The following is a 24,155-nucleotide window of genomic DNA, read 5'->3' on the forward strand; positions in this document are numbered from 1 at the left end:
ACGCAATCACACTCGCATCGGTGTCCAAGTGTCTTTCATCGGTGGGTGGTCGGGCGGGTAAAACGCGGGGTCGCGGCCAGTGTGTTTGGCGCACTCGCACCTGCCCTTTGCGGCATAGATCCTGCTCACCGCCGAATGTTTCGCCGGGACCGATTGGTTGAATTTGAGTGGGTCACTCGGTCGCCGTCGGAACCCTGACCTGCCTGTATTCGGGTCGAAATCCATGTACCCCTTGTTAAAGGAGCCGTCCCTGTGGTCGTTGTTGCACCTGTGGTGCTCGCGACATAGCCCGGTGAGGTTTTCGATGTCGGTGTTTCCACCTTTGATCCAGGCGAGGATGTGGTGGGCCTCGCACTCCGACATGGCCGCGGTGCACCCGAGCCAGAAGCAGACCCCTTGCACCGCAAACATGGCGATGCGCTGGGCCACTGACGCCAGCCGGCTGGTGCGTCCCATCCACAGCGGCACGGAGCTGACCCCGTCGACTTGCAGCAGGAAGTCGGTTGTGCCGTCCATGCCCTGGCGCACGAGGTCGAAGCAGTCCACTTCGATGCCGGTGTTGGTGTCGAAGAGCATCGCGGCGTCGCCGTCCGCGAGGTCGTCGAGAGTCATTGCAAGTACGACGGACGCGGCCCCGTCGTTAGCCTTTTGGCACTTTTCCTCGTACTGCTCGAAGATGGCGAAGAACTGGTCGAATCGGCGTTGCTCCGGTGTGCGCGCATCCGCCTCGCCCTGCAGTTCCTCCGGCAGGTTCGAGTTCGGCGCCAGCCCCTTGTCCATGTGCGCCTTCATCAGTGCGGCGTGGCTGGCGGTGGCGTTGATGTGGATGTCCACCATGCCGTCTGCCTTGCGACGGCCAAAGGTGGCACTCCTCTTTTCAAACCCGGCGTTCGGGTTGGAGTGGGGCGCGTGCTTCCGGTTCGCCGCGTTCACCTCCTTGCGCACGAACAGGCGCAGGTCTTCGGGGCTGCGGTGCAGGGCCTCTTCCATTGCCTCGGCGTGGATGCGGGTGTGCTCGCAGGACGCGGCCTTGAGCAGCTTGTCCAGTTCGCGGCGGATAATGTCCTGCTTCTCGGCGCTGACCTTCGACGAGTTCTCGCGCGCCTTCTTCTGGCGGGTGCGTTCTTCTTCAGCGGCAGCCTCCGCAGCGGCCTCGGCGTCCTCACCGGCCATGTCGAACAGGTCCTCCACGTCCTCGGGCGGGGGAGGGGTGGGCTCCGGCGGTGCGCCGTACAGCAACCGGCCGCGCTCGAGACGGTTGTAGGCCTCGCTCTTGGAAAGGTCCAGGCACTGCTGCAGGTACGCGTTCGGGTAGTTGGCGCCGACTGTGCGTCCGGCATCGTCCCGGTCGGCGATGAAGGCGAATGCTGCGTCGATAGATGCCTTCTTTTTGAACTGCTCCTCCAAGCGCTCCATGTCGTGCCGGACGTCCTCAAATACGAGGGCGGAGGGGTCCTCGAACAGCGTGCTGAGCGTGCGCAGCGCTGAAGAAATCTCGTCGACGCACCGGGTGATCTCGCTGGTCATGGCCCCCTCCTTCCTGCCGGGAGTGCGGTTGTTTGAAAGTGATGAACTCAATCTAACAACGCGCCCGACACGGTCATTCGAAAATAGAACAGCCGTTCGAAAGGGGGATTAATTTAGCACTTCAATGCCCACTTCGGCGTTGTCGTTGAGCATGAGCTGGCTGCCAAAGGGCAGGCTCACGTCGGACGAGTACGAGAACTGGTTAGGCGGAACCCGCAGCTGCACCCGCTTTCCTACGTATTCGTCCCAGCCGTTGGTGTGATCTGAGGTTCCGAAATCCCAGTGCTGCACGGATCCGAGTTGAGCGAAGGGGCTTTCCTGCGCCACTTGGCTTCCCGCCTTAATTGCCGTGATGTTGACAGGGGAGTCGAAGACCAGCACGTAATACACGTTGTCCGGGTCTTCGTTGTTCGGAGCGGGGCGGCCTTTCCGGGCCTGTTCGGTCGACCACGCCTCCACGTTGCCGGTGGCGAGCAGGTCACCGTTCGAGTCGACAACTACTGGCGCGTCTTCCGTAGCATCAGCAGGCGCCTCAGCTTCAGCTGCAGCCTCCCCATCAGACTCCTCAGCCTCCTCAGCCTCCGCAGACTCCACCACCGCACCCGAATCCGGATCCACCCACTGCGTGGACGTGACCACCACGGTTTCGCGCTCGCCACCCCCAGCGCAACCCGAAACCAGCCCGACAGAACCAACCACACCCAGCGCCACCGCGCGTCGCAACATCATGCACCCACTCTAACCGCCGGGCACAGGAAACTCGCGGCTATTTCTCAAGCTCTTTGCGGCGCTCGACAGCGAGCTTCAGCCGCTCGGCGCGATCGGTCCTTTCCTTCTCCAACAGCTCCTCGAGGACCTCGTCCTCCTCGTCGGAGATGTCAAAGACGGCGTACCAAGCGACCGCGAGAATACCCACCACCGGCCACACCACCCAGGCGTAGTCCAGGTCGAACCCGATCTGCAGCACAAAAAATACCGCCAGGCCGCCGATCAACGTGGTGTAGATCGCGGTGTCCAGCTTCCGCTTCGCGGCGAGCTTTTCTTCCAGTTCAACCTCAGACGGCTCGCGCTTCTCCAATCTCGCGGGCTCGGCCGGGAGGTCGTCGAAAAGCACCGAAAGCTCCCCGCGCGTGCGCGCAACCGCAGCCTGACCTGTGCGTTCCTCGAACTCGCCGACATCGAGGTAACCGTCCGCGAACAGCGTGCCCAGCCGATCCAGCGCGTCCGAACGCTCGGCATCGCCCACGCGGATTTCGTCCATCATCGCTCCCAACTTGCGCTTGCCCCTGCGGCAAGCTGTTCAATCGCAATCATGGCAGATGGTAACGAGTACACGATCGGCGAGGCCGCGGAAGCCCTCGGGGTTTCCACCAAGGCGCTGCGCCACTGGGAGGCGCTCGGCCTCATCGCACCCGCGCGTACGTGGGCCGACCACCGCGTCTACAGCGAGGCCGACCTCGAGCGGGGTGCGGCCATTGCGCTCTACCGCGGCGTCGGCGTGCCGCTTGCGCAGATCGCGCAGCTTCTCGACGCCTCCGGGGCCACCCTCACCCGCGCCCTCAAGCACCACCAGGAAGCACTCGCTTCTCGACGGCGCGCCCTCGACGCCCAGCTCGCATCTGTCCAGCACCTCATCGATAACGCAACGAAAGGAACCATCGACATGGACGCAATGAAGAAGTACCTCGGCGAAGATATGCCCGCCTACCAGGAAGAAGCCGAACAGCGTTGGGGCGACACCCCGGAGTGGGCGCAGTCCCAGGAAAAGCTCGCGCAGATGGGCGAAGGCGACTTCAAGCGCCTCCAGGAGGAACAGGACGCGCTCGCCGCGGACCTGGTCAAAGCCCGCGACGCCGGCGTGGAACCCGGCTCCGAAGAAGCCGCGGCCCTGGTGGAGCGCCACCGTGCCAGCATCGCCCAGTGGTACGACGTGACCCCGGCGCGCCAGCTCATCCTCGCGCGCATGTACGTGGGCGACCCCCGCTTCCACGAGGCCTACAACGGCGCACAGGACTACCTGCTGGAGCTGGTCACCGCCCACGCCGCGGCCGAGGGCGTGGACGTGGACAACCCGCAGTGGGGCTAGCCACGCCCCACTTGTGCTCCCTACACGGGGCAGACCACGGGCACACCGGCGTCGTCTAGGACGCGGGCGCGGAAGCCGTACACGTCTTCGAGCAGGTCGGGAGTGAGCACCGCATGGGGTGTGTCTTGGCCGACGAGGCGGCCGGCCTTGAGCACGAGCAGTTCGTCGCAGTAGCGAGCGGCGAGGTTCAGGTCGTGGATGGCCACCAGCGCCACCCGGTCGGTCCCACGGACTTCGTCGCAGATGAGCTGGAGCAGCTCGACTTGGTGGCGTAGGTCGAGGGCGGACGTGGGTTCGTCGAGAAGCATGACGCTCGGCTCGCGCACCAGCATCTGCGCAACGGCGACGAGCTGGCGCTGACCACCCGACATGTCCGAGACCAGCCGGTCGGACAGGTGCGTGATACCCAAACGGTGCATGACGTCGGCGGTGCGCTCCAGCGGGTCCCACCCGTCGACGCCGCGGCGGCGGGCGGAGACCATGACCGATTCGAACGCGGTCAGCGTGGCGCTGCTCAACAGGTCCTGCGGCACGTAGCCGATCGCCTCCACGCGGTCCCTGCCGGTGAGCTCCGCGCCGTCCTTACTGATGGTCACCGACCCCGCCGTCGGCGTCTTGATCCCGGCGATGGCTTTGACCAGCGTCGACTTGCCGGCGGCATTGGGGCCGATCAGGCCGACGACCGTCCCGCCCTCGAGCGGGCCGAACGACAACGAGTGCACGATGGTGGACCGTCCGTAGGAAACGGAGAGGTTCTGCGCGCTAACGGTCATGGTTTACGCCCCCTTCCGGCGGGCACGGGTGAAGACGAGGAACACGAAAAACGGCACGCCGACCAGCGAGGTGATGATGCCGATCGGGATGGCCAGGCCGGGGATGATAGACAGCGAGACCGCGTACGCCAAGCTCAGCAGCATCGCGCCCGCGGCGGCCGCGGCGGGGAGGAAAAACTTCTGGTCCTCGCCCACGAGCATGCGTGCCACGTGAGGCCCGACGAGCCCGATGAACCCGATGATGCCGGTGAACGCCACAGACGCGGCCGCCAAAAACGATGCGATGAGCAGGGTGGCAAGGCGCAGGCGTTTGACGTCGATGCCGAGGGCGGCGGCGCGGTCGTCTCCAAGCCGCAGCGCGGTCAGGCGCCACGCATTGGCCACGCAGAACGGGATCGCCGCGGCGAGGACGACCGCGAGGATGATGTTCGCTGTCCAGTTTGCGCGCTGCATCGACCCCATAGTCCAGAAGACGATCTGCTGTAGCGCCTCGACGTTGGCGCCGTACTGCAGCAGCGACAGCAAGGCCTGGAAGAAGAAGGACAGTGCGATGCCAAGCAAGATCATCGACTCGGCCGTGGCGCCGCGCCACACTGAAGCGCCCGCCACAATCGCCACGGCGATCAGCGCCGCCAGCGCAGCGGTGGCGGCGAGGTTGAACTGCGGGTTGGCCACCAGCGACCAGCCCATCACGATGGACAGCGCGGCGCCGAACGCCGCTGCGGCCGAGATACCGAGGGTGAACGGCTCCGCCAGCGGGTTGTCCAAAATCGTCTGCATCTGCCCGCCCGCAAGACCCAGCGCGGCACCGCACAGCACCGCCATCACCGCGGCCGGCAGGCGCAGCGTGCGAATCACCACCAGGGTCTGCTCGTCCACCCGCTCCGGGTGGATCACCGCGTTAAACACGTCGGCCACGGCGATGTCGATCGGGCCGACCACAACGGCGAACACGAAGCTCACCACTACCGCGGCCAGCAGGCCGGCAATGGCGAAGGACTTCTTCCGCCCGCGCTTGAGGTAACTGTCGATCGCGGTCCGACGGGCGTCCTCGGCCACGTCGGGTTTCGCGGGCACACGCGTGGTCATGCCCTACATCGCCTCCGGGTGTGCGGGGTCGACGAAGAACACGCCGCTGTACTCGAACGGCAGCCACTCCTTGTGGAAGTCCTTGAAGTCCTGTGCCGGGTCCAGGTCCGAGAACTCCTCCGGGTGCAGCCACTTCGCAAACGCTTCGAGGGCGAACACGTTGAACGGGTTGTCGTAGAACTGGTGGTAGATGGCGAAGTAGTTGCCTTCCTTTGGTGCGTCGAGAAGCTCCATGCCCGGCTGCTGCAGCGGGCCCTCGCACGTTTCGAGCACGAGGTCGGGGTTGGACTGGTAGCCCAGCTCGACGTGGCGGAAGGTTCCCGCCTTGTTCGGGTCGCGCGCCCACTCGCCGCCGGTGACGATGAGCTTGTCGGGATTAAGCTCGACCAGCTTCTCCGGGGTGAGTGTCTTCGTCTCCGGGCCGAGCACCTCGGGGCCCAAGTTGTGCCCGCCAGCTGCGGTGATCAGCGTGCCCAGGTGCACATCCCCGGCGACGGCGCAGCAATCGCTGAACCCCGCGGCCGTCCACAGCAGCACATCCGGCTTGTCAGCGATCTTTGCCGCCCGGTCAGTGATCTCCTTGACCTTGGCCTGGTAGAACTCGTTGTACTTCTGCGCACGCTCGCTCTGGCCGAGCAGGTCGCCCAGCAGCTGCATGGACACCGTGGTGTTTTCCAGCGGCTTCTGACGGAAATCGATGAACGCGTAGGTGATGCCCGCCGCGTCCAAATCGGAGATGAAGCCGCTTTCTTCCACGGACTTCTTCTGGTCCAGCGTCATGATCACCACGTCCGGCTTCTGCGCCAGCAGGTTCTCAACGGTGACGTCGCCCTTGTGGATCATGCCGATCTCCGGCATGTCCTTCGCCTCTGGCTGCATCTCGAAGAGCTTCTCGCGGAACGCCCCGGCCGCCTTTTCCAAATCCTGGCCATAGGCGACAACATTGTCCAGCGGATTGTCCTGCAGCAGGGCAGTGGCGTACGCCGCGCGGCCCTCCGCCAGCACGATGCGCTCCGGCAGTTCGTCGAACTGGAGCGTGCGGCCGGCGGCGTCGGTGACGGTGACCGCGCCCTCAGCGGATCGGGTCTGAGTCGTGGCAGCGGCGCCGCTTGCTTCTGTGCTGACTGCGGTGCTGATATCGCTGGTTTCATTGCCGGCAGTGGAGGCCGTCTCGGCGCCGGTGCAGGCGACCAGCCCGCAGACGGTGGCGAGTGAGACGGCGAGGGTGCCGATCCGGTGTGAACGTTTCACCACGTTTCCCTTCGTTAGGTGATGTTAGCCTAAGCTAAGTTGCAGGAACTATGGCGACACTAAGGTAAGCCTAAGCTGAATGTCAACTGTTGCGGGGGGAGGCGGGGGCGCGGACCTAAGCGCTCTTGCCCTTCTTCGCGGACTTCTTCCCGGAACCAGATTTCCCGCCGCCGTCGCGCTTATTTAGCGACGCCTTCAGCGCGGCCATGAGGTCCACCACGTTGTCCTTGTCGTCACCCGAGCCATCCGAGTCATCAGCGCCGAACGTGGCCTCGGTGTCCAGGGTCTCGCCCTCCTCGAACTTCGCGTCGATGAGTTTGCGCAGCTCCGCCTGGTAGTCGTCCTCGAACGCTTCGGGCGTGAAGTCGGAGGCGTAGGACTCCACCAGCTGCTTGGACAGCTTCAGCTCCTTCTCGCCGATCTTCGCCCGGGATTTCGTGCCTTTGAATTCGTCGTCGAAGTCGAGCTCGCGTACCTCGTCGGCCCACATCAGCCCCTGCAGCACGATGACCTTGTTCACCACCCGAAGCACGCCCAACCTGGTCTTTTGCCGCAGGGCGAATCGCACCACGGCGATCAGCTCCGAATCCAGCAAGGTCTGCCGCAGCAGTAGGTACGACTTCGGCGTCTTGCCCTCGGGCGCCAGGTAGTAGGACTTCTCCAGCATCAACGGGTCGATCTGGTCCGCGGGCACAAACTGCACGACTTCGATCTCGTCGTTGTCGGCTTCGGGCAGGGAGTCGAAGTCCTCGTCGGTGATCACGACGGTGTCGCCGTCTTCCTCAAACGCTTTGTCGATGTGTTTGTACTCCACCTTCTCGCCGCAGACCTCGCAGCGCCGCTCGTAGCGGATGCGCCCGCCGTCTTTGTCGTGGACTTGGTGGAATGACAAATCGTGGTCCTCGGTTGCCCCGTACGCCTTGACGGGGACGTTGACAAGGCCGAATGTGACGGAACCGGTCCAAACTGCGCGCATGCGCTTCACTCTACGCACGCCTCTACAGTGGGGTCATGGGCAATGACCAGAAGGTCCGCGTCGGCGGCCGCGAGCTCACCGTGAGCAACCTGGACAAGGTGCTCTACCCGGTCACCGGCACGACAAAGGCCGATGTCATGCGCTACTACCAGGCGGTCGCCGACGTGCTCGTCCCGCAGGTCAGGTGGCGTCCGGTGACCAGGAAGAGGTGGCCCGAAGGCGTCGATAAGCAAAGCTTCTTCCGCAAGGACCTCGAGGATTCCGCGCCCGCGTGGGTGCCCACCGGCACCATCCAGCACACCACGAGCGTCAACGCGTATCCGCTTATCGACGGCTCCGCCACCCTCGCGTGGCTTTCCCAAGTCGCGGCACTCGAGCTGCACACCCCGCAGTGGCGCTTCGGCGCGGACGGCAAACCGCAAAACCCGGACCGGCTGGTGTTGGACCTGGACCCGGGCCCCGGCGTCGAACTACACGACACTGCCGAGGTGGCGCTGATGTGCCGCGGGATCCTCGAGGACATGGGGCTGACCTGCGTGCCGGTGACCTCCGGGTCCAAGGGCATCCACCTGTACGCGGGGCTGGACGGCACCAGCGACGCAGAGGCAGTGACCGAGGTGGCCAAAACCCTCGCGCAGCACCTGCAGCGCGCACACCTGGACCGCATCACCGCCGTCATGGCGAAGGCGGAGCGCACGGGGCGCGTGTTCATTGATTGGAGCCAAAACAACGGGAAGAAGACCACCATCAGCCCGTACTCGCTGCGTGGCCGGGAGCGCCCCACCGTGGCGGCGCCGCGCACGTGGGAGGAGATCGCGGACCCGGCGTTGCGGCAGCTGGAGCTCGACGAGGTCATCGCGCGGGTGGAGGACGGCCTCGACCCGATCGCCGACCTTGGAGCAGCGGGGGAGGACCGGCTGGCCACCTACCGCTCCATGCGCGACAAGGACAAGACCGGCGAACCCGTGCCCGACGCGGCGCCCCAACCGCGCGACGGCGAACCGATCTTCGTCATCGGCGAGCACGACGCCTCCCACCTGCACTGGGATTTCCGCCTGGAGCACGACGGGGTGCTTGTTTCCTGGGCGGTGCCGAAGGGCCCGCCGCTGGACACGGACGTCAACCGCCTCGCAGTGCAGACCGAGGACCACCCGGTCGAGTACACCGAGTTCGAGGGCACCATCCCGAAGGGCCAGTACGGCGCGGGCACGGTGAAAATCTGGGACATCGGCACCTGCGAGATTGAAAAGTGGCGCGACAACGAAGTCATCGCCATCCTCCACGGCCGCGACGGCGGCGGCTTGGGCGGCATCCCGCGCCGCTTCGCGCTGATCCGCACCGACGAGAAGAATTGGCTGCTCAAGCTCACACGCAGCCAACCCAGCGCCGCGCCCAGTGCAACACCGCTGGCGCCGATGCTGCCCACCGCGGCCACCCGCGGCGACATCACCCTCGAACAACAAGACGGCGCCGAGTTCACCTACGAGATGAAGTGGGACGGCTACCGCATCCTCGCCGACGTCGGCGACACGGTCCGCCTCCGCAGCCGCAGTGGCAAGGACTACACGCACCTGTTCCCGCACACGGACGAGCTCGCGCAATTGCTTGTCGACGGCGGCCGCGTCGACGGTGAACTCGTCGCCCTCGACGAAGGCGGCAGGCCAGACTTTTCCGCCTTGCACCGCGCCGACCAACACGGCACGAACGCAAACTTGCAGTACATGGTCTTCGACCTGCTGCGCCTGGGCGGGCGCGACCTCACCCATGAGCCCTGGCGCACCCGCCGCGAGCTGCTCGAGCAACTCACCGAGACCGAGCACGTGGTCATCCCGCCCGCGTACACGGGCTCCTTCGACACTGCGTGGCGCGCCGCCGAGGAGCTAGGACTGGAGGGCGTGGTGGCCAAGCGCACCGATTCCGCCTACGCGCCGGGGGAGCGCTCCCGCGCATGGCTGAAGGTCAAGCGCGCCCTGCACCAGGAAGTGGTGGTCGTGGGCGTGCGCACCGGCAAGCGCGGCATCGCCTCGCTGCTGGTTGCGGTGCCGGACGATACCGGCGAGCTGCGCTACGCGGGACGCGTGGGCACCGGCTTTTCCAACGCCCAGCTCACCGAGATCGGCCGCAAGCTGCGTCGCGTCGAGCGCACAACCCCGCCTATCGACATCCCCGTCTCCGACGCGAAGGATGCCTGGTGGGTGACCCCGAAGTTCGTCGCCGAGGTGCAGCTCGCGGGCGCGACCGCGGACAGGAAAATGCGCCAGGCATCATGGAGGGGTTGGCGCGAGGACAAGGACCCCGGCCAGGTCCGCTGGGAAGTGTGAGGAGGAGAAGGTGTCGCCCGAGAACATTTTGCTGCGCCTGCCCGAGGCGCAGGAGCAGGCCGTCCGCGCCATCTACGCCGAGCTCGCCGACCGCGGCTTTCCCCAGCAACACCAGCGCCCGCACATCTCCGTCACCTTCGCGCCCGCCATGCACCGCCACGCCATCGCTGCGGCAAGCGACCTTTTGCCGCCTGTGTTGCCTGCAGCTTTACGACGTTCCGGGCTCGCCATCTTCGGCACCAAGTCCAAGCAGACCGTGGCCTGGCTGCTCGAGGCGCCGGAGGAGCTCGAGAGCGCAGCCCGAGCTGTCAGCGCCGCGAACCCGGATGGCCGCGGCGAGCGCTGGATCCCGCACCTGACCATGGGGCTACGCCTGCCCAAACGCACCGTGCCGGACTATATCGCCGCGCTGCAGGAGGTCACCTCCCCGCACTTCAAGGAGCTCACCGCGCAGCGGGCGGTGTTCTACCAGCCCAGTTTGGGCACTGAATTCGAGTTTTAGGGGTTAATCGTGGACGGGCGCAGCGCCGTCGATAGGCAATTGTGTGCCTGAGAGCGGCGCGTCGGACGCGGCGACGACGACGTTGCCGTAACCGCGGCCCGAAAAAGTGACCGCAGTGTGGGCGAAGACCAGCTGCAGCCCGGCAAGGGTGGCGCGGGTGTGCGGCAGGCCCGCCACATCGCCGACGTTGGCCACGAACAACCCGCCCGGCGTGAGCGCGCGGTGTGCGGCCCGGTAGAACTCCACCGTGGTCAGCGGGCGGGGAGTGTCGGGGCCGGCGAAGACGTCGCGCACGATCACGTCCACCGAGCCCGGCGCGAGCGCGTGGGTGAACGCGCGGGCTTCCGCCACCGCGATCTCCACGGGCGGATCGAACACCTCGCGCACTAGGCGCGCCAGCCCGCGGTCCAGCTCGACGGCGATGTTGCGGCTGTCCCACCGGTGCTGCACGTAGCTGGGCAACGCGCAGCCAGCCGCACCCAGGTGCACCGCGGCAAACGGCTCCGGCAAGTCCGCGGCCTCGATGAAGTCCGCGATCCATGCCATGTAGTCGTAGCCCAGCACCTCCGGCGCGCCGGGCACGACGTACGACGATGGCACCTGGTTGACTTCCAGCACGTATGCACCGTCCCGGTCCGGGTCCGCGACAATGGCGGCCGTGCCGGTGTCGATGGGGTAGGTGCCCGCGATGCGCCTCTTTGGGGCGCGTGGCTTGCGGCGATTGTTGGGCATGGGAGTATGCATACCTGTTGTGTGGTCGGTATCGCACCCGTTTCGAGCGCCCGGGGGTAGGCGGGGTTGGTACGATCGCAACATGGTTTATCTGTCACGGGACTACATCGGGGAACTGGAAACAACCCAGGAACCCATTGCTGCCCCTGACCTGACGTCCTTGCCGAGCGACCCCAACGAGCTGTTCGCGGAATGGTTCGTGGAGGCCGTGGACGCGGGAATGCGCGACGTCAGCGCGACGTCAGTTGCGACCGTGGACGAAAACGGGCTCCCAGACGCCCGCATCATGGACATGCTCCACCTGGATGCAGACGGATTCCACTTCGGCACCGGCAAGAACACGGCCAAGGTCCAGCAGCTGGAGAACACCTGGGCGGCCGCGCTCACCTTCTGGTGGCAGCCGCTGAGGCGCTCCGTGCGCGTGAAAGGCACCGCTCACCGCAAGGTGGACGGGGAGCGGTTCAACCTGTGGTGCGTGTCGCCGGAACACTTCGAGTTCTTCTACTTGTGGGAAGACCGGCTCAAAACCGACAGGGTGATCTACCGGCGCGACGAGGTCGGCTACTGGGAGCGCGCCCGCATCATGGATAACTAATCATTCCAGGATTTCGTCCGTGCGAAGAAGCACGCGGCGACAGCGCCGACGGCGATGACTGCGCACGGCAGCCAGATCGAGTTGCCCATCGCCAGCGCGAACGGCTCGCGCAGCGCCTCCGGGAGCGGGCCAGACGTTTGACCTGCGGCGGCGAAATCACCGGCGCCCGCCCCGTCGCCAAGCGTTGCGGCCAGTTGCGAGGACATCATCGCCGCGATCGCCGCCGAGCCGATCACCGCACCGATCTGGCGGGTGGTGTTGTACACGCTGGAGCCGGCGCCGGCGAGGCGCGGGTCCAGATTGCGGGTGGCGATCATGGAAAGCGGCCCCCATATCAACGAGTTGGCCACGCCGTAGACTACGGCGACCGCGTACATCCAGCGGGGATCCACCGCCGGGGTGGTGATCAGCGCGGAGACCCCCATGGACACCGCCGCCAGGGACAGGCCGGTGATCGCGAAGGGCTTCGGGTCGTGCGTGTTGGTGAGTTTGCCAATCCAGGGCGACAGCAGTCCGGAGACCACACCCGACGGCAGCACCAGCAGCGCCGCCTGGGTCGGGGTAAAGCCCTGCACCGTCTGCACGTAGATCATCCACGGGATGATGTAGGTGGAAACAGCGAATCCGACGGTGGAGATGGTGGCACCGGCCAGGGAGAAGTTACGGTCATTGAATAGTGCCAGCGGCACTAGCGCGCTGCCGCCCTGCCGCGACTGCCAGCGGAAAAACAGCGCCATCGTCGTCGCGCCTGCGAGCACCAGCGCCCACACGCGCCAGTCCCAGTTGAAGTTCTCCGCCTCTTGTATGCCGAAGACCAGGCAGAACATGCTCACCGTGCTCAATGCAACGCCTACCCAGTCGAAGTGCCGGTTCGTCTTCTCCAGCCGCGGGACGTAGATCCACGCCAGCACCAGGCCGAGCACACCGACAGGGACGTTGACGAAAAAGATCCAGGGCCAACCGGAGGCGTCGACAAGCACACCGCCCAACAACGGACCGGTCACGGTGGCGAGACCCGCAGTAGCGCCCCACACGCCCATCGCGCCGCCGCGCTCCTTCGGGGAGAACGTGCGGATCATCACCGACATCGTCTGCGGGGTGACCATCGCACCACCCAGCCCCTGGAACGCGCGGGCCGCGATCAGCGCGGCCGTCGACGACGCTAACCCGCACGCCAGCGACGACGCGGTGAACAGCGCCAGGCCGATCAGGTAAATGGTGCGGGGGCCGAAGCGGTCGCCGAGGCGGCCGGTAATCAGCAGCGGCACCGCGTACGCCAAAAGGTACGCGGAGTTGACCCAGATGACCTCGTTGTAGGAGGCGTCCAGGCCTTCCGAGATCGCGGGGATCGCCACCGAAACGATGGTGGAATCCACCAGGATCATGAAAAAGCCCAACATCATCGACCACAGGGCCGGCCACGGTGAGCGAGTAGAGGTTTCCTGCATCGGGGAGATGATACTGGGCTTTACTGGGACCTACCGGAAGGCCTAGATCGGCAGCATCTGCTGGATCGGCTCAGGCAGCATGTCCCTGTACATCGGCAGCGTCACCGCCCCGATGACGCCGATGCCCGCGAGCACACCAAGGATGATGCCGACGGTGCGCAGAGTGTTCAGTGCGTCGTTGTCCTCGGAGGACATGAATAGCTCCGGCTTGTCGTTGACCAGGTTGTCTTCGGCTTCCATGTCCGGGGTGCCCACGGACTCCTGCTTGACCTCCGTGACCTCCGGCTCCTCGCGCACCTCGTCCGCGTCAATGCCGTAGACTTTGTCCAGCCCCTTCACGTTGAACTGGGTGGCGGTGTAGCGGCTGTTGTCGGACGTGTTCCACTGGGAGACCACAATGTCCATGTCGTCCAGGTGCGAGCCCGGCACGATGTAGCCGCCGTAGGGCTGTGACCAGTTCAGCGGAGTCTGCTTGTTGTCCCAGGACCCGTTGCGCGCGATCTTGACTGCGCGCACATCGTCCCAGTCGCGCTCCAACGTCTCGGAGATGCGCACTTCGACGTCGTGGTTGTCCTCGTTGAACATGACCAGGACCCAGTGGCCGTCGATGTAGCGCAGGCACATTTCGCCGGCCTTCACGCCCGACTCCAGAATCGGCTCGGCCTGGTCGGTCCAATCGTCAATCTGGGCGCTGTAGGCCTCCCAATTGCCCGGGCTGTCAATGTCTTCCGGTGTAAAGCGCCACAGGTACACCGGCGACTCGCGGCCGAACTTGGTGGTGGTGGCGTAGATGTAGCCGTCGGGGCCCTGGTCCCAGCTGATCAGCTGTGTCATGCCGCCCATGTGGTTGCCGCGGGTGGAGCTGATCTCCTCCCAGGTTGAGCCGCCGTTGTCGGACTTCCACACGTTGGAGGAGACCACGTTGCCGAAGGGGGCGTGGAAGGTGCCGTGCAGGTACAGCGTGCCGTCCACGTTGATCACGTCGGAGGGGATCAAGGTGCTGTCGTTGACGCGGTGGTACGAGATCATGTCGCTGACCTCGGAGGCGTTGTCGATGGGGCGGAGGATCTTGATAAAGCCGTCCTCGTCCATGGTGGCCACCACGCCGACCGGGCTCATCCACCCTTGGCCGAAGTTGCCGCGGAAAGAATCGCCGAAGATCATGGCGAACTCGCCGTTGCCCATCGGCGCCATCGCGCCCAGGTCGCCGGTGCGGAACCCGGTGTGGGCAGAGTATTTGCCCAGCACGTCGTCCATGATCTGGATGGTGGTGCCGTTGGGAAGGCGCAGCGGCTTCGACGCGGTCTTCTTCGGCGGCTCCACGGGCACCCAGGGCTTTTTCTCGCGCTTCTTTTTCGCTGGGGTGCCGGAGGAGGAAGACAGGCTGGACAGGCTCGACTCCGCCTGGGCCTGGGGGACGGCCACTGTGGACAGTGCAAGGGCACTAGCCACACCAGCGCTGAGAAGGATCGTCGGTTTTGTCTGGGTGCGCATGAGGCTCGCCTTTTCTACAGATGTTGGTTAGACATTTCAGAACCAGAGAGCACTCTAGCACCTGAAACGCACCTCAGTCGGCGTTCGGAAAAGCCCGGAAACGAGCCTGTCGTTTCCGGGCTTTCACCTGCGCAGCTGCGCTGATAGTCGGTTCTAGACCGCGTCGGTTTCCTGCGGGTCGTTATCCGCGTCCGCCTTCGTCTCGTGGCGGGTGCCGGGGGCGTGCTCCGGCGGGGCGTAGATGGAGTACAGCTTTGCCGGCGCGTCGGATTCGTTGACAAAGTTGTGCCACTTGCCGGCCGGCACGAATGCGGCCCAGTCAGCCTTGATCACTTCGTCGATTTCTAGGTCGTCCTCGGATGGGCCGATCTGCGCGCGCAGCTCGCCTTCTTCGAGGCGGAGGAACTGGTCGTGGTCGTCGTGGATCTCGGCGCCGATTTCGCCGCCGACCGGGATGGTCATCACGGTCAGCTGCAGGTTCTTGCCGGTCCACAGGGTGTCGCGGAACGCCTCGTTGTCCAGCGTCGCCTTCTCAATGTCCACTACATGCGGGTTCGGGCCCTTGTCAGCCATCGTGCCTCCTCGGTTGTTGGAAGTGGTCCACACCTCAGCCTAGGGGCATTTGCTTATCGACGGTGGCGTCCGCCCCGCCGCCGCTTCCGATTTTTCCTCCTGAGCTGGACTTTCTCCACCTCAGTGAGGTATCCGTCGCGGGTGTTTTGCGCGGCCACGGCGGTTGGCTCCGGTCGCTTCGGGGCTGCGGGTTCGGCGGGTTCGTCCACGCGGCCGAACATCTCCGTGGGGGCTGCGAGCTCCTCGGGGCGCGCGCCGCCGCCGAGGGAGACGTAGCGGGCGGTGTGCTTCGGCTTGACCGTATCGCCCGGGTCGGTGGCGAAGTCGCGCTCCACGGTGACGGCCCAGCCGCCGCCGGGAAACTCGATGAGCTGCCACGGCTCCGGACGGCGCTGCGGCGCGGCATTCAATGCGGGGATCTGCTCGGTGCCCTCGTCTGGGCCGGCGGCGTCGAGCGCGGCCATGCCGTCTAAGACCACCGCGCGTGCCCATAGTCCGCCGTTGGGGAAGCCTGCCAACCACTCGAGCACAGCCTCGCCGTCAGGGCCAGCGATGGCGCCGAGGACGCGGCCGTCGAGGGTGGCAAGCGGCGTGCCGTCGATAGGCACAAGCCCCACGAACCACTGTCCGGGGGAGCGGGCTTCGAGCTCGGTGGCGGAGAACTCGCCGACGGATGTGTCGATGACCAGCATGTCGCCCGGCAGCAGCACCGCGGCCTGTTCGGGCGCGTTGTTGCGTGGCACCGCGAGCTGCGGCTGCGGCAGGACCACGTGGACGTCGAAACGCCCCGTGTCTTTGTTGAGGCTGACCGCGGCCACCGTGGCGGGCTGCAGAAACGACGAGTGGACGCGCTCCAGCTCGTCAAAGTATGAGCGCCACTCGGGCGCGACCTCGCCCAGCACCGGCCCAGGCAGTTCGCCGCCGCTGCGGCGGCGCACGCGCCACGAGCGGTTCAGCGGGTTCGCCTCCAACACCACATCGACGTACGTGGTGCCTCTGCGGCCCGCGAAGTCGGAGAAGAGGGCGGCCTGCGAGACGTGGTCCACCGGGACTTCCACGCCGGCACCCCACGTCGACGGGGCGAGGGAATACTGCTTGGCTGCCATGGAGGGAATTGTAGGCAGGCGCTAACGCACCTTCTTCACCAGCTTCACCGCGCCCAGCACAATGAATCCGACAACCAGGCCGGCCACCAGGGAAACGCTGGTGTCCACCAGCCAGCCCAGCGCGCCGCCGCCGACGGCCTCCTGGCCCATCGCGATGACGTCGTGCGGCCAGTGCCAGCCGAAGACCGCGTCGAAACCGCGGATGAGCAGGTGGCCGCCCACCCACAGCATCGCCACGGTGCCGATGATGCCGATCGCGTTGAGCACGTACGGCATGCTCTTGACCAGCGCACGGCCAGTCTTTTCGGCGTTGCCGCGCTTGATCATGCCGTGGCCGATGTCGTCGATCTTGACCAGCAGCGCAACGGCGCCGTAGACCGCGATGGTGATGAAGATGGCTACCGCGACCAACACGGCGGCTTCCATCCACACGGGCTGGTCCTTGACCTCGTCGAGGGAGATGAACATGATCTCCGTGGACAGAATCAGGTCCGTGCGGATCGCGCTTTTGACCAGGGCGTCTTCGTCCTGGTCGGACTTGTTGGCGGCCTGCTCGGCTTCCGCGTCGGCGTCGGACGACAGCTTGTGCGCAATCTTCTCCGCGCCCTCGAACGCGAGGTAGGTGCCGCCGAGCATGAGGATCGGGGTCAGCGCCCACGGCGCAAACGCGTTGAGCAGCAGTGCGACCGGCAGGATGAAGACCAGTTTGTTGCGCAGCGAGCCCTTGGTGATGCGCCAGATCATCGGCAGCTCGCGTGCCGGCGTCACGCCTTCGAGGTACTGCGGGGTCACCGCGGCATCGTCGATGACAACGCCGGCGGCCTTCGAAGAAGTCTTTGCGGTCATGCCGGCGACGTCGTCGATGCTTGCGGCGGCTTGGCGGGCGATCAGGGCGACGTCGTCGAGCAGGGCGAGTAGGCCACCGGCCATGTGGGGGTTCTCCTCGGGAGGTGGGGAAAGTAACTCGGCCAGTATACGGAAACAGGTGTAACCGGCCTTGCGGGGTGGGGTAAGGATTGCCTAACCTCTGTTAGGGTGGTGTCATGCAGACATCCCAGGCCATCGTGAAAACAGCCCGTCCCGAGCGCTACGCCAAACAGCTCGCTTCCCACTTCAGCAGGAAAGTTGAGGCGTCGTGGGACGACACCGCACGCGAAGGCGCGATTGTCTTCCGCGCGCAAGACGGAGCAGGGGAGAGCACTCGGTGCAGCCTCGCTGCGGTAGAGGGGGAGCTGCACATGCGTATCGACGGCACCGCCGACGCGGTCGAGCGCGTCGAACGTGTAGTAGGCACGCACCTCGTGCGCTTCGGTGCCCGGGACGGGCTCGCCGTGCAGTGGCAGCGCGGTGACGGACCGGGGCAAAGCTTCGCGGTCTCCGAGCCGGAAGCGCCGAATCGATGATGTAGCATCATTTCGACAACTGAATGCCCCACACGGGTGCTGCCGCGACACAGCGGCGGCTGAGATACCGAAACGATTCGGTGAACCGTTGCACCTGATCCGGGTAATGCCGGCGATAGGAAGGAAGATTCGCACATGACTGTGCCCGCAAACTCTGCAGCGCCGAAGAAGAACTCCTGGCGCGTTGTAGACATCGTCACCGCCGCCGTCCTGGGCGTGGCCTGCGGCCTGCTGTTCTGGGTGTGGAACAGTATCGGCTACGCCGGCTTCAAGGCGCTGGACACCCTCACTCCGGGCCTGGGCGGCCTTGCCGTGGGCATCTGGCTCATCGGAGGCGTGCTGGGTGGCCTGATCATCCGCAAGCCGGGCGCCGCACTGTTCGTCGAGGTCGTCGCCGCCTCCGTCTCCGCGGTGCTGGGCAGCCAGTGGGGCCCGGAGACGCTGTACTCGGGGCTTGCGCAGGGCCTGGGCGCGGAGCTTGTGTTCCTTGTGTTCGCCTACCGCCGCTTCAACCTGTCCGTGGCGGCGCTGGCCGGCATCGGCGCGGGCATCGGCGCGTTCATCCTGGAGCTGTTTACCTCCGCCAACCTGGCCATGAGCCTGCAGTTCAATTTGATCTACCTGACCTGCTTGATCATCTCCGGCGCGGTCCTCGCCGGCGTGCTGGCGTACTACCTGGTCAAGGCGCTGGCGCAGACCGGCGCGCTGGACCGCTTCGGCGCCGGCCGCGAGCGCTTCAACACAGCCGCGTAAATGTCGCTGGCCATCTCGGCGCGGGGGCTTTCCTACCAGCACGCGACGCGTCCGCAACCCGCGTTTTCCAACGTCGACCTCGACGTCGCGCGCGGCGAGAGGGTGCTTATTACTGGCGATTCGGGCTCGGGGAAGTCCACGCTGCTTGCGGTCATTGCCAAGCTTATCGACGACTCCGAGGACGGCAGCCGCACCGGCACCCTGAACGTGGACGGGACTGTCGGCATGGTGCTGCAGGACCCGGAGGCGCAGACCATCCTGTCGCGGGTGGGCGACGACGTCGCCTTCGGCGCCGAGAACCTCGGGGTGCCCCGCGAGAAAATCTGGGCGCGGGTTGAGCGCGCGCTCGACGCCGTGGGCCTCGACGTCGCCCTGGACCACCGCACCGCACACCTGTCCGGCGGGCAGAAGCAACGTCTGGCGCTGGCGGGCGTGATCGCGATGGGCGCGGACATCCTCATCCTGGACGAGCCCACCGCCAACCTGGACCCGCGCGGTCGCGACGAGGTCATCGCCGCGGTAGACCGCGTCTGCCAGCTCACCGGCGCCACTTTGATCGTGGTGGAGCACCGCCCGAAGCACTGGGCGCACGTGGTGGAGACGTACTACCGCCTGGATCAGACGGGGCTTTCACGCATCAGCGCCGACGAGCTGCCGGGCGCGCCTGAGCTGCCGCCGGCGAGAAAAGTGCCAGCGGGGGAGCCTTCGGCCGTCGCAACGCAGGGGGTGCTCACGCGCTTCGGGCCGCCGCGCACGATGCACGCGCCGGAGGGGTACTCCACCGTGATCACCGGCGAGAACGGCTCCGGCAAGACCACGCTGGTGCAGGTGCTGGCGGGCCTGACCCCGCCCGAGAATGGCGAGGTCGAGTACTCGGAGACCATCCGGCAGGGGCTGACGAAGCCGTCCATCGAGTGGTCGTCGAAGGATCTGGCCAGCCGCATTGGCTACGTGTTCCAGGAGCCGGAGCACCAGTTCGTCACCGCGACTGTGCGCGAGGAGATGGCGCTGTCCGGCGCGCCGCAGGAGCGCATCGACGACCTGCTGCACCGCCTGCGTCTGGAGCACCTCGTGGACGCCAACCCGTTCACGCTCTCCGGCGGTGAGAAGCGGCGCCTGTCCGTGGCCACCGCGCTGGTCAACGCTCCGCAGTTGCTCATCCTGGACGAGCCCACGTTCGGTCAGGACGACCGCACCTTCGTTGAGCTCGTCGGCCTGATCCGCGAGCTGACGGAGCAGGGCGTGACCGTCATCTCCATCACGCACGACGAGGCGTTCATCGCCTCCCTGGGCGACCACATCGTAGAGATCATCGCCGGAGGCGGCCGATGAACCTGCTGCGAGACATCAACCCCGTCACCCGCATCCTTGGCCTGGTGCTTTTGACCACGCCGCTGATGTTCACCATCGACTGGGTCTCCGCCACCTTCGTGCTCGCGTTCACGCTGCTCATGGTGCCTGTGTGCGGGCTGGGCTACGGCCGCTTTTTCAAGCGCGCGTTGCCGATCCTGCTCATCGCGCCGCTGGCGGGCATCCCCATGGCGCTCTACGGCCAGGCGGGCGGGGCGACCTACCTCGAATGGGGGCTGGTGCACGTCTCCGAGCTGTCGGTTTCGTTGGCGTGGGCGGTGATCCTGCGCGTGCTCGCGATCGCGCTGCCGGTGGTGCTGCTGTCCGCGGACGTGGACCCCACCGACTTAGGCGACGGGCTCGCCCAAGTGCTGCACCTGCCGGAGCGCTTCGTCATCGGCACCGTTGCGGCACTGCGCATGCTCACCCTGCTTCGCGACGACCTCGACGCCATGCGCCGCTCCCGCCGCGCCCGCGGCATCGCCGACCAGGGCAAGATCAAGTACTGGTTCTCCCTGTCCTTCGGCCTGCTCGTGATGTCGCTGCGCCGCGCCGGCAAGCTCGCCACCGCCATGGAAGCCCGCGGCTTCGGCGGCCCCCGCACACGCTCCTGGGCGCGCGAATCCAAGCTGCACTCCCGCGACTGGGCGGTCATGGCCGTCTGCCTTGCCGTCGCCCTCGCCGCGCTCGCGCTCGCGTGGGCGACCGGCTACCTGCGCCCGGTGTGGGCGGTGCGATGACGTACACCCTGCTTATCGACGGCCTCTCGGGCTCCGGCAAAACCACCCTCGCCAACCACATCGGCTCAGTACTTGGCATCCAGGTGGTCCACCTGGACGATTTTTACCCCGGCTGGGGCGGGCTTGCAGAGGGCGCCCGCATGGTCGCCGACGACGTCCTCGACCCGGTGGCACCCGGGTTCTGGCGGTGGGACTGGCATCGCAACCGGCGCGCGGAGTGGGTGCCGCTCGTGCCCGGAGCGGACCTTGTGGTGGAGGGGGTGGGCGCGGTCACGGAGGCGTCGATACGCAAGGCGAAAGCGCGCGGGGACGTCGACACGCTGCGGGTTGTCGCGCCGGAAGAGATACGAAAAGCCCGGGCCCTGCAGCGGGACCCGGGCTACGCGCCCTGGTGGGACATGTGGGCCGAGCAAGAAAAACGCCTGCCCGCACTCCCCGTGGACGTGGAGGTTAGGAGGGGGTGACCTCCTCCGGTGTGTACACCGTGCGCACGCGCGCACGCTCCGCGTCCGGATCCGGGATCGGGATCGCCGACAGCAACGCCTTGGTGTAGGGGTGCTGCGGGCTGTCGAAGACGTCGTCCGTCTCGCCGAACTCCACAAAATCGCCCTTGTACATCACCGCCACGCGGTCCGACAGGTGGCGCACCACCGACAGGTCGTGGGCGACGAACAGGTAGGACAGGCCGAGCTTGCGCTTCAGGGAATCAAGCAGGTTGATCACGCCTGCCTGGATGGACACGTCGAGGGCGGAAACCGGCTCATCCAGCACGATCACCGACGGGTTCGTCGCAAGAGCGCGTGCGAGGCCAATGCGCTGGCGCTGGCCGCCGGAGAAGTGGCCGGGGAAACGGTCCAACTGCTTCGCGTCCAGGCCCACGGTGCGCATCAGCTCCGAGATGCGGGCGTCCTTGTCGCCCTCGTAGCCGAGCGCGTCCAGCGGTTCCTGGATGATCTCCTTGACCGTCATGCGCGGGTTGAGCGAGCTCATCGGGTCCTGGAAGACCATCTGGATGTTCTTGCGGGCCTCGCGGCGCTGCGCGGTATTCATCTTCGCCGCGTCCTGGCCGCAGATGACAATGCGCGAATCTGGTTCCGGCTCGAGGTTCATAATCTCCAGCAGTGTGGTGGTCTTGCCGGAGCCCGACTCGCCCACAATCGCCATGCACTCGCCGGCGCGCACGTCGAAGGAGATGTTCTTGACCGCGTGGACCGTGCCGATGCGGCGCTTGACCAGCGCGCCCTTGGTCAGCGGGAACTCGCGGTGCAGGTTCTCCACCTCGAGCGTGATCTCGCGGTCCTCGCGCGGGATGCCCGCGTACTTGTTCTCCGGCAGTTTCGGGGCGGGGAAGAGCGGCTTGCCGCCGATCTTGCCATCCACGATCTCCTCGCGACGGATGCAGGCGACCAGGTGCTCGTCGTCTTCGCCCTTGTCCGGGATCAGCGCCGGCTCCTTGGCCAGGCACTCGTCGACTGCGATGGGGCAGCGGGGGGCGAACTGGCAGCGGTCCGCGACGTCGATAAGCATTGGCGGGTTGCCATCGATGTACGTCAGCGGCTCGGTGGACGGCTGGTCCACGCGCGGGGTGGAGCCCAACAGGCCAACCGAGTACGGCATCTTCGGGTTGCTGAAGAGTTCGTGCACCTCGGCGCGCTCGACGGGGCGGCCGCCGTACATCACCAGCACGTCGTCCGCCGTGCCGGCGACAACACCCATGTCGTGGGTGATCATGATGCAGGCGGCGCCGGTTTCGCGCTGCGCCTTCTTAATCACTTCGAGGATCTGCGCCTGGATGGTCACGTCCAGCGCGGTGGTCGGCTCGTCGGCGATGAGCACCTTCGGGTTGTTCGCGATAGCAATCGCGATGACCACACGCTGGCGCATGCCGCCGGAGAACTCGTGCGGGAAGGAGCGCAGGCGCTTCTTCGGCTCCGGAATGCCCACCAGATCGAGCAGTTCCGCGGCGCGGTCCATCGCCTTGGACTTGGAGATGGTGTTGTGCGCCTGGATCGCCTCCACCAGCTGGGTGCCGATGTCGTAGACCGGCGTCAGCGCGGACAGCGGGTCCTGGAAGATCATGCCGATGCCGTTGCCGCGGATCTTAGACATTGCGTTATCGGACTTGCCCAGCAGCTCGTCGCCGGCGAACTTCACGGAGCCGGTGACGTTCGCGTACTCAGGGAGCAGCCCCATCACCGCAAGCGAGGTGACGGACTTGCCGGAGCCGGACTCACCCACGATGCCGAGAGTGCGGCCAGGGTAGAGGTCGAAGTCGACGCCGCGCACCGCCCGGACCACGCCCGCCTCCGAGGGGAAGGAGACGTGGAGGTCGCGCACCGAAAGCACCGGGTCGCCGGTAGGCGCCGGAGCCGCGCCGCCGAAGCCGGCGCCGCCGGGGTTGTGGATGCTGGTTGTCATGCTGCGGAACCTCCGGAGTTCGAGTTCGGGTCGAGCGCGTCACGCAGGCCGTCTGCGATAAACGCCATGGACACGGTGAGCAGGGTCAGGATCAGCGCCGGGAAGTAGAACTGCCACGGGGCGGTGATCAGCGTCGACGTGCCGGTTTGCAGCAGGGTGCCCAGGGACACGTCGGGAAGCTTCACGCCCAGGCCGAGGAAGGACAGCGCAGTCTCCGACATGATGGTGGAGACGATGCCCAGCATCAGCTGGATGATCAGCAGCGAGGCGACATTCGGGATGACGTGGCGCACGATCGTCTGCGGACGGGAGACACCCATGAACTTCGCCGCGCGCACGTAGTCGTTTTCGCGGATGGACAGCGAAAGCGACCAGATCACACGCGCCGAGTACATCCAGCCGAACGCGATGAGCACGACGGTGAGCACCTTCCAGTCGCCGCCCGAGCCGGAGACCAGCAGGGCGATGATGAGGAAGGTCGGCACGGCCAGCAGGAAGTGGATGACGGCCAAAACGACCTTTTCCACACTGCCGCCGTAGAGTGCTGCGCCCGCGCCGACGATCGCCGAGATGATGGTGGTGGCAATCGAGGCCGGAACCGCAATCGTCAGCGAGCGGCCCAGGCCGTGGACCACTTGGGCGAACAGGTCGTTGCCGGAGTCCGTCGTGCCGAACCAGTGCTCTGATGACGGCGGCACCGACAGGTTCAAAAAGTCCGGATCCTGGTAGTTCCACGGGGTGAGGAACTTGCCAAAAATAGCGAGCAAGACCAGCAGGAAGAAGATAATCAGGCCCACAACCGCGGCCTTGTTACGCATGAAGCGGCGGAAGTAGATCTTCGACTTCCTCGTCGCCCGCATCGTCTGCTGGTCGTCGACGCTGTTGCCTTGCTTCGGGATGGGCGGGGGAGTGTCGCGCTCCTCGCTCATCACGCCGTCGGCCTGGCGGCCAGTCTCGGAGATGGCGGTGAGGTCGTTCAGCGGCATGTTCGCGTGCATGCCCAGGCTGGTGGAGCTGT

24 protein-coding genes and 1 riboswitch are annotated in these 24,155 nt (G+C 66.1%); of the genes, 9 read left to right on the forward strand and 15 right to left on the reverse strand.

What is annotated here, in order from left to right:
• Positions 1 to 6: 6 nt before the first annotated feature.
• The 3 genes from HMPREF3151_RS08170 to HMPREF3151_RS08180 all read right to left on the reverse strand — a co-directional run bounded on the left by HMPREF3151_RS08170 (position 7) and on the right by HMPREF3151_RS08180 (position 2,791).
• A complete protein-coding gene (locus HMPREF3151_RS08170; protein WP_070475045.1) occupies positions 7 to 1,527 on the reverse strand; it encodes an HNH endonuclease signature motif containing protein in 1,521 nt (506 codons plus the stop codon).
• A 108-nt stretch (positions 1,528 to 1,635) separates the two neighbouring features.
• Positions 1,636 to 2,256, reverse strand: coding sequence for a hypothetical protein (locus HMPREF3151_RS08175; RefSeq protein ID WP_070475046.1), 621 nt, complete (start codon positions 2,254 to 2,256; stop codon positions 1,636 to 1,638).
• Between the two features lie 37 nt (positions 2,257 to 2,293).
• Complete coding sequence (locus HMPREF3151_RS08180; protein WP_070475047.1) at positions 2,294 to 2,791, reverse strand: DUF1707 SHOCT-like domain-containing protein; 498 nt, start codon at positions 2,789 to 2,791, stop codon at positions 2,294 to 2,296.
• A 48-nt stretch (positions 2,792 to 2,839) separates the two neighbouring features.
• Here HMPREF3151_RS08180 and HMPREF3151_RS08185 point away from each other — a divergent pair, with 48 nt between their 5' ends.
• Positions 2,840 to 3,613: a MerR family transcriptional regulator gene (locus HMPREF3151_RS08185; RefSeq protein ID WP_070475048.1), complete on the forward strand. Its 774-nt coding sequence runs from the start codon at positions 2,840 to 2,842 to the stop codon at positions 3,611 to 3,613.
• Between the two features lie 20 nt (positions 3,614 to 3,633).
• On the opposite strand, the gene HMPREF3151_RS08190 is transcribed toward HMPREF3151_RS08185, so the two are convergent.
• The 4 genes from HMPREF3151_RS08190 to HMPREF3151_RS08205 all read right to left on the reverse strand — a co-directional run bounded on the left by HMPREF3151_RS08190 (position 3,634) and on the right by HMPREF3151_RS08205 (position 7,702).
• A complete protein-coding gene (locus HMPREF3151_RS08190; RefSeq protein ID WP_070475049.1) occupies positions 3,634 to 4,386 on the reverse strand; it encodes an ABC transporter ATP-binding protein in 753 nt (250 codons plus the stop codon).
• A gap of 3 nt (positions 4,387 to 4,389) precedes the next feature.
• Complete coding sequence (locus HMPREF3151_RS08195; RefSeq protein WP_070475050.1) at positions 4,390 to 5,475, reverse strand: FecCD family ABC transporter permease; 1,086 nt, start codon at positions 5,473 to 5,475, stop codon at positions 4,390 to 4,392.
• A 3-nt stretch (positions 5,476 to 5,478) separates the two neighbouring features.
• On the reverse strand, positions 5,479 to 6,726 hold the full coding sequence (locus HMPREF3151_RS08200; protein WP_070475051.1) for an ABC transporter substrate-binding protein: 1,248 nt from the start codon (positions 6,724 to 6,726) through the stop codon (positions 5,479 to 5,481).
• A gap of 115 nt (positions 6,727 to 6,841) precedes the next feature.
• Positions 6,842 to 7,702 (reverse strand): non-homologous end joining protein Ku, encoded by an 861-nt coding sequence (locus HMPREF3151_RS08205; RefSeq protein ID WP_070475117.1) that lies wholly within the window; start codon positions 7,700 to 7,702, stop codon positions 6,842 to 6,844.
• A gap of 35 nt (positions 7,703 to 7,737) precedes the next feature.
• Here HMPREF3151_RS08205 and HMPREF3151_RS08210 point away from each other — a divergent pair, with 35 nt between their 5' ends.
• Both HMPREF3151_RS08210 and HMPREF3151_RS08215 read left to right on the forward strand, forming a co-directional pair.
• The gene (locus tag HMPREF3151_RS08210) at positions 7,738 to 10,023 is read left to right on the forward strand and encodes an ATP-dependent DNA ligase (protein WP_070475052.1); all 2,286 of its coding nucleotides are present in this window, start codon (positions 7,738 to 7,740) and stop codon (positions 10,021 to 10,023) included.
• Between the two features lie 10 nt (positions 10,024 to 10,033).
• On the forward strand, positions 10,034 to 10,525 hold the full coding sequence (locus HMPREF3151_RS08215) for a 2'-5' RNA ligase family protein (protein ID WP_070475053.1): 492 nt from the start codon (positions 10,034 to 10,036) through the stop codon (positions 10,523 to 10,525).
• A gap of 3 nt (positions 10,526 to 10,528) precedes the next feature.
• Here HMPREF3151_RS08215 and HMPREF3151_RS08220 read toward each other — a convergent pair whose 3' ends face one another.
• The gene (locus tag HMPREF3151_RS08220) at positions 10,529 to 11,257 is read right to left on the reverse strand and encodes a spermidine synthase (RefSeq protein WP_070475054.1); all 729 of its coding nucleotides are present in this window, start codon (positions 11,255 to 11,257) and stop codon (positions 10,529 to 10,531) included.
• 82 nt (positions 11,258 to 11,339) lie between these two features.
• Here HMPREF3151_RS08220 and HMPREF3151_RS08225 point away from each other — a divergent pair, with 82 nt between their 5' ends.
• Positions 11,340 to 11,852 (forward strand): pyridoxamine 5'-phosphate oxidase family protein, encoded by a 513-nt coding sequence (locus tag HMPREF3151_RS08225; protein ID WP_070475055.1) that lies wholly within the window; start codon positions 11,340 to 11,342, stop codon positions 11,850 to 11,852.
• On the opposite strand, the gene HMPREF3151_RS08230 is transcribed toward HMPREF3151_RS08225, so the two are convergent.
• The 5 genes from HMPREF3151_RS08230 to HMPREF3151_RS08250 all read right to left on the reverse strand — a co-directional run bounded on the left by HMPREF3151_RS08230 (position 11,849) and on the right by HMPREF3151_RS08250 (position 17,403).
• Entirely contained in the window at positions 11,849 to 13,300 is a 1,452-nt protein-coding gene (locus HMPREF3151_RS08230) for a DHA2 family efflux MFS transporter permease subunit (protein ID WP_246815240.1), read from the reverse strand. The two genes, HMPREF3151_RS08225 and HMPREF3151_RS08230, sit on opposite strands and share 4 nt — an antisense overlap.
• Positions 13,301 to 13,342: 42 nt before the next feature.
• Positions 13,343 to 14,794, reverse strand: coding sequence for a DUF4185 domain-containing protein (locus HMPREF3151_RS08235; protein ID WP_070475057.1), 1,452 nt, complete (start codon positions 14,792 to 14,794; stop codon positions 13,343 to 13,345).
• Between the two features lie 153 nt (positions 14,795 to 14,947).
• Positions 14,948 to 15,367: a cupin domain-containing protein gene (locus HMPREF3151_RS08240; RefSeq protein WP_070475058.1), complete on the reverse strand. Its 420-nt coding sequence runs from the start codon at positions 15,365 to 15,367 to the stop codon at positions 14,948 to 14,950.
• 53 nt (positions 15,368 to 15,420) lie between these two features.
• Positions 15,421 to 16,473, reverse strand: a complete 1,053-nt coding sequence (locus HMPREF3151_RS08245; RefSeq protein ID WP_070475059.1) for a hypothetical protein — start codon at positions 16,471 to 16,473, stop codon at positions 15,421 to 15,423.
• Positions 16,474 to 16,494: 21 nt separating this feature from the next.
• Positions 16,495 to 17,403 carry a DUF808 domain-containing protein gene (locus tag HMPREF3151_RS08250; protein ID WP_070475060.1) on the reverse strand — a complete coding sequence of 303 codons (909 nt, stop codon included), beginning with the start codon at positions 17,401 to 17,403 and terminating at the stop codon, positions 16,495 to 16,497.
• A 113-nt stretch (positions 17,404 to 17,516) separates the two neighbouring features.
• Between HMPREF3151_RS08250 and HMPREF3151_RS08255 the strand changes: the two genes are divergently transcribed.
• The 5 genes from HMPREF3151_RS08255 to HMPREF3151_RS08275 all read left to right on the forward strand — a co-directional run bounded on the left by HMPREF3151_RS08255 (position 17,517) and on the right by HMPREF3151_RS08275 (position 21,183).
• On the forward strand, positions 17,517 to 17,876 hold the full coding sequence (locus tag HMPREF3151_RS08255; RefSeq protein ID WP_070475061.1) for a DUF2218 domain-containing protein: 360 nt from the start codon (positions 17,517 to 17,519) through the stop codon (positions 17,874 to 17,876).
• Between the two features lie 22 nt (positions 17,877 to 17,898).
• Positions 17,899 to 18,015: riboswitch (TPP riboswitch) on the forward strand.
• On the forward strand, positions 18,012 to 18,629 hold the full coding sequence (locus tag HMPREF3151_RS08260; protein WP_070475062.1) for an ECF transporter S component: 618 nt from the start codon (positions 18,012 to 18,014) through the stop codon (positions 18,627 to 18,629). (Overlaps the previous riboswitch by 4 nt.)
• The gene (locus HMPREF3151_RS08265) at positions 18,630 to 19,961 is read left to right on the forward strand and encodes an ABC transporter ATP-binding protein (RefSeq protein ID WP_070475063.1); all 1,332 of its coding nucleotides are present in this window, start codon (positions 18,630 to 18,632) and stop codon (positions 19,959 to 19,961) included.
• Complete coding sequence (locus HMPREF3151_RS08270; protein ID WP_070475064.1) at positions 19,958 to 20,719, forward strand: energy-coupling factor transporter transmembrane component T family protein; 762 nt, start codon at positions 19,958 to 19,960, stop codon at positions 20,717 to 20,719. Before HMPREF3151_RS08265 ends, HMPREF3151_RS08270 begins: the two co-directional genes overlap by 4 nt.
• Entirely contained in the window at positions 20,716 to 21,183 is a 468-nt protein-coding gene (locus tag HMPREF3151_RS08275) for a nucleoside/nucleotide kinase family protein (protein WP_070475065.1), read from the forward strand. Before HMPREF3151_RS08270 ends, HMPREF3151_RS08275 begins: the two co-directional genes overlap by 4 nt.
• Here the strand turns inward: HMPREF3151_RS08275 and HMPREF3151_RS08280 are convergent.
• Positions 21,170 to 23,137 (reverse strand): dipeptide ABC transporter ATP-binding protein, encoded by a 1,968-nt coding sequence (locus tag HMPREF3151_RS08280; protein WP_070475066.1) that lies wholly within the window; start codon positions 23,135 to 23,137, stop codon positions 21,170 to 21,172. The two genes, HMPREF3151_RS08275 and HMPREF3151_RS08280, sit on opposite strands and share 14 nt — an antisense overlap.
• Positions 23,134 to 24,135: an ABC transporter permease gene (locus HMPREF3151_RS08285; RefSeq protein ID WP_371335966.1), complete on the reverse strand. Its 1,002-nt coding sequence runs from the start codon at positions 24,133 to 24,135 to the stop codon at positions 23,134 to 23,136. Before HMPREF3151_RS08285 ends, HMPREF3151_RS08280 begins: the two co-directional genes overlap by 4 nt.
• Between the last annotated feature and the right edge of the window lie 20 nt (positions 24,136 to 24,155).

Origin of the sequence: Corynebacterium sp. HMSC05H05, assembly GCF_001807265.1 — a bacterium.
Classification (GTDB): domain Bacteria; phylum Actinomycetota; class Actinomycetes; order Mycobacteriales; family Mycobacteriaceae; genus Corynebacterium.

Coding starts and splice junctions, on each gene's coding strand:
- HMPREF3151_RS08260 (WP_070475062.1), top strand. CDS start 18,012: ATGACTGTGCCCGCAAACTCTGCAGCGCCGAAGAAGAACTCCTGGCGC.
- HMPREF3151_RS08280 (WP_070475066.1), bottom strand. CDS start 23,137: ATGACAACCAGCATCCACAACCCCGGCGGCGCCGGCTTCGGCGGCGCG.
- HMPREF3151_RS08230 (WP_246815240.1), bottom strand. CDS start 13,300: ATGCAGGAAACCTCTACTCGCTCACCGTGGCCGGCCCTGTGGTCGATG.
- HMPREF3151_RS08285 (WP_371335966.1), bottom strand. CDS start 24,135: ATGCACGCGAACATGCCGCTGAACGACCTCACCGCCATCTCCGAGACT.
- HMPREF3151_RS08245 (WP_070475059.1), bottom strand. CDS start 16,473: ATGGCAGCCAAGCAGTATTCCCTCGCCCCGTCGACGTGGGGTGCCGGC.
- HMPREF3151_RS08170 (WP_070475045.1), bottom strand. CDS start 1,527: ATGACCAGCGAGATCACCCGGTGCGTCGACGAGATTTCTTCAGCGCTG.
- HMPREF3151_RS08270 (WP_070475064.1), top strand. CDS start 19,958: ATGAACCTGCTGCGAGACATCAACCCCGTCACCCGCATCCTTGGCCTG.
- HMPREF3151_RS08195 (WP_070475050.1), bottom strand. CDS start 5,475: ATGACCACGCGTGTGCCCGCGAAACCCGACGTGGCCGAGGACGCCCGT.
- HMPREF3151_RS08175 (WP_070475046.1), bottom strand. CDS start 2,256: ATGATGTTGCGACGCGCGGTGGCGCTGGGTGTGGTTGGTTCTGTCGGG.
- HMPREF3151_RS08235 (WP_070475057.1), bottom strand. CDS start 14,794: ATGCGCACCCAGACAAAACCGACGATCCTTCTCAGCGCTGGTGTGGCT.
- HMPREF3151_RS08240 (WP_070475058.1), bottom strand. CDS start 15,367: ATGGCTGACAAGGGCCCGAACCCGCATGTAGTGGACATTGAGAAGGCG.
- HMPREF3151_RS08225 (WP_070475055.1), top strand. CDS start 11,340: ATGGTTTATCTGTCACGGGACTACATCGGGGAACTGGAAACAACCCAG.
- HMPREF3151_RS08190 (WP_070475049.1), bottom strand. CDS start 4,386: ATGACCGTTAGCGCGCAGAACCTCTCCGTTTCCTACGGACGGTCCACC.
- HMPREF3151_RS08210 (WP_070475052.1), top strand. CDS start 7,738: ATGGGCAATGACCAGAAGGTCCGCGTCGGCGGCCGCGAGCTCACCGTG.
- HMPREF3151_RS08255 (WP_070475061.1), top strand. CDS start 17,517: ATGCAGACATCCCAGGCCATCGTGAAAACAGCCCGTCCCGAGCGCTAC.
- HMPREF3151_RS08180 (WP_070475047.1), bottom strand. CDS start 2,791: ATGATGGACGAAATCCGCGTGGGCGATGCCGAGCGTTCGGACGCGCTG.
- HMPREF3151_RS08275 (WP_070475065.1), top strand. CDS start 20,716: ATGACGTACACCCTGCTTATCGACGGCCTCTCGGGCTCCGGCAAAACC.
- HMPREF3151_RS08185 (WP_070475048.1), top strand. CDS start 2,840: ATGGCAGATGGTAACGAGTACACGATCGGCGAGGCCGCGGAAGCCCTC.
- HMPREF3151_RS08205 (WP_070475117.1), bottom strand. CDS start 7,702: ATGCGCGCAGTTTGGACCGGTTCCGTCACATTCGGCCTTGTCAACGTC.
- HMPREF3151_RS08220 (WP_070475054.1), bottom strand. CDS start 11,257: ATGCCCAACAATCGCCGCAAGCCACGCGCCCCAAAGAGGCGCATCGCG.
- HMPREF3151_RS08250 (WP_070475060.1), bottom strand. CDS start 17,403: ATGGCCGGTGGCCTACTCGCCCTGCTCGACGACGTCGCCCTGATCGCC.
- HMPREF3151_RS08265 (WP_070475063.1), top strand. CDS start 18,630: ATGTCGCTGGCCATCTCGGCGCGGGGGCTTTCCTACCAGCACGCGACG.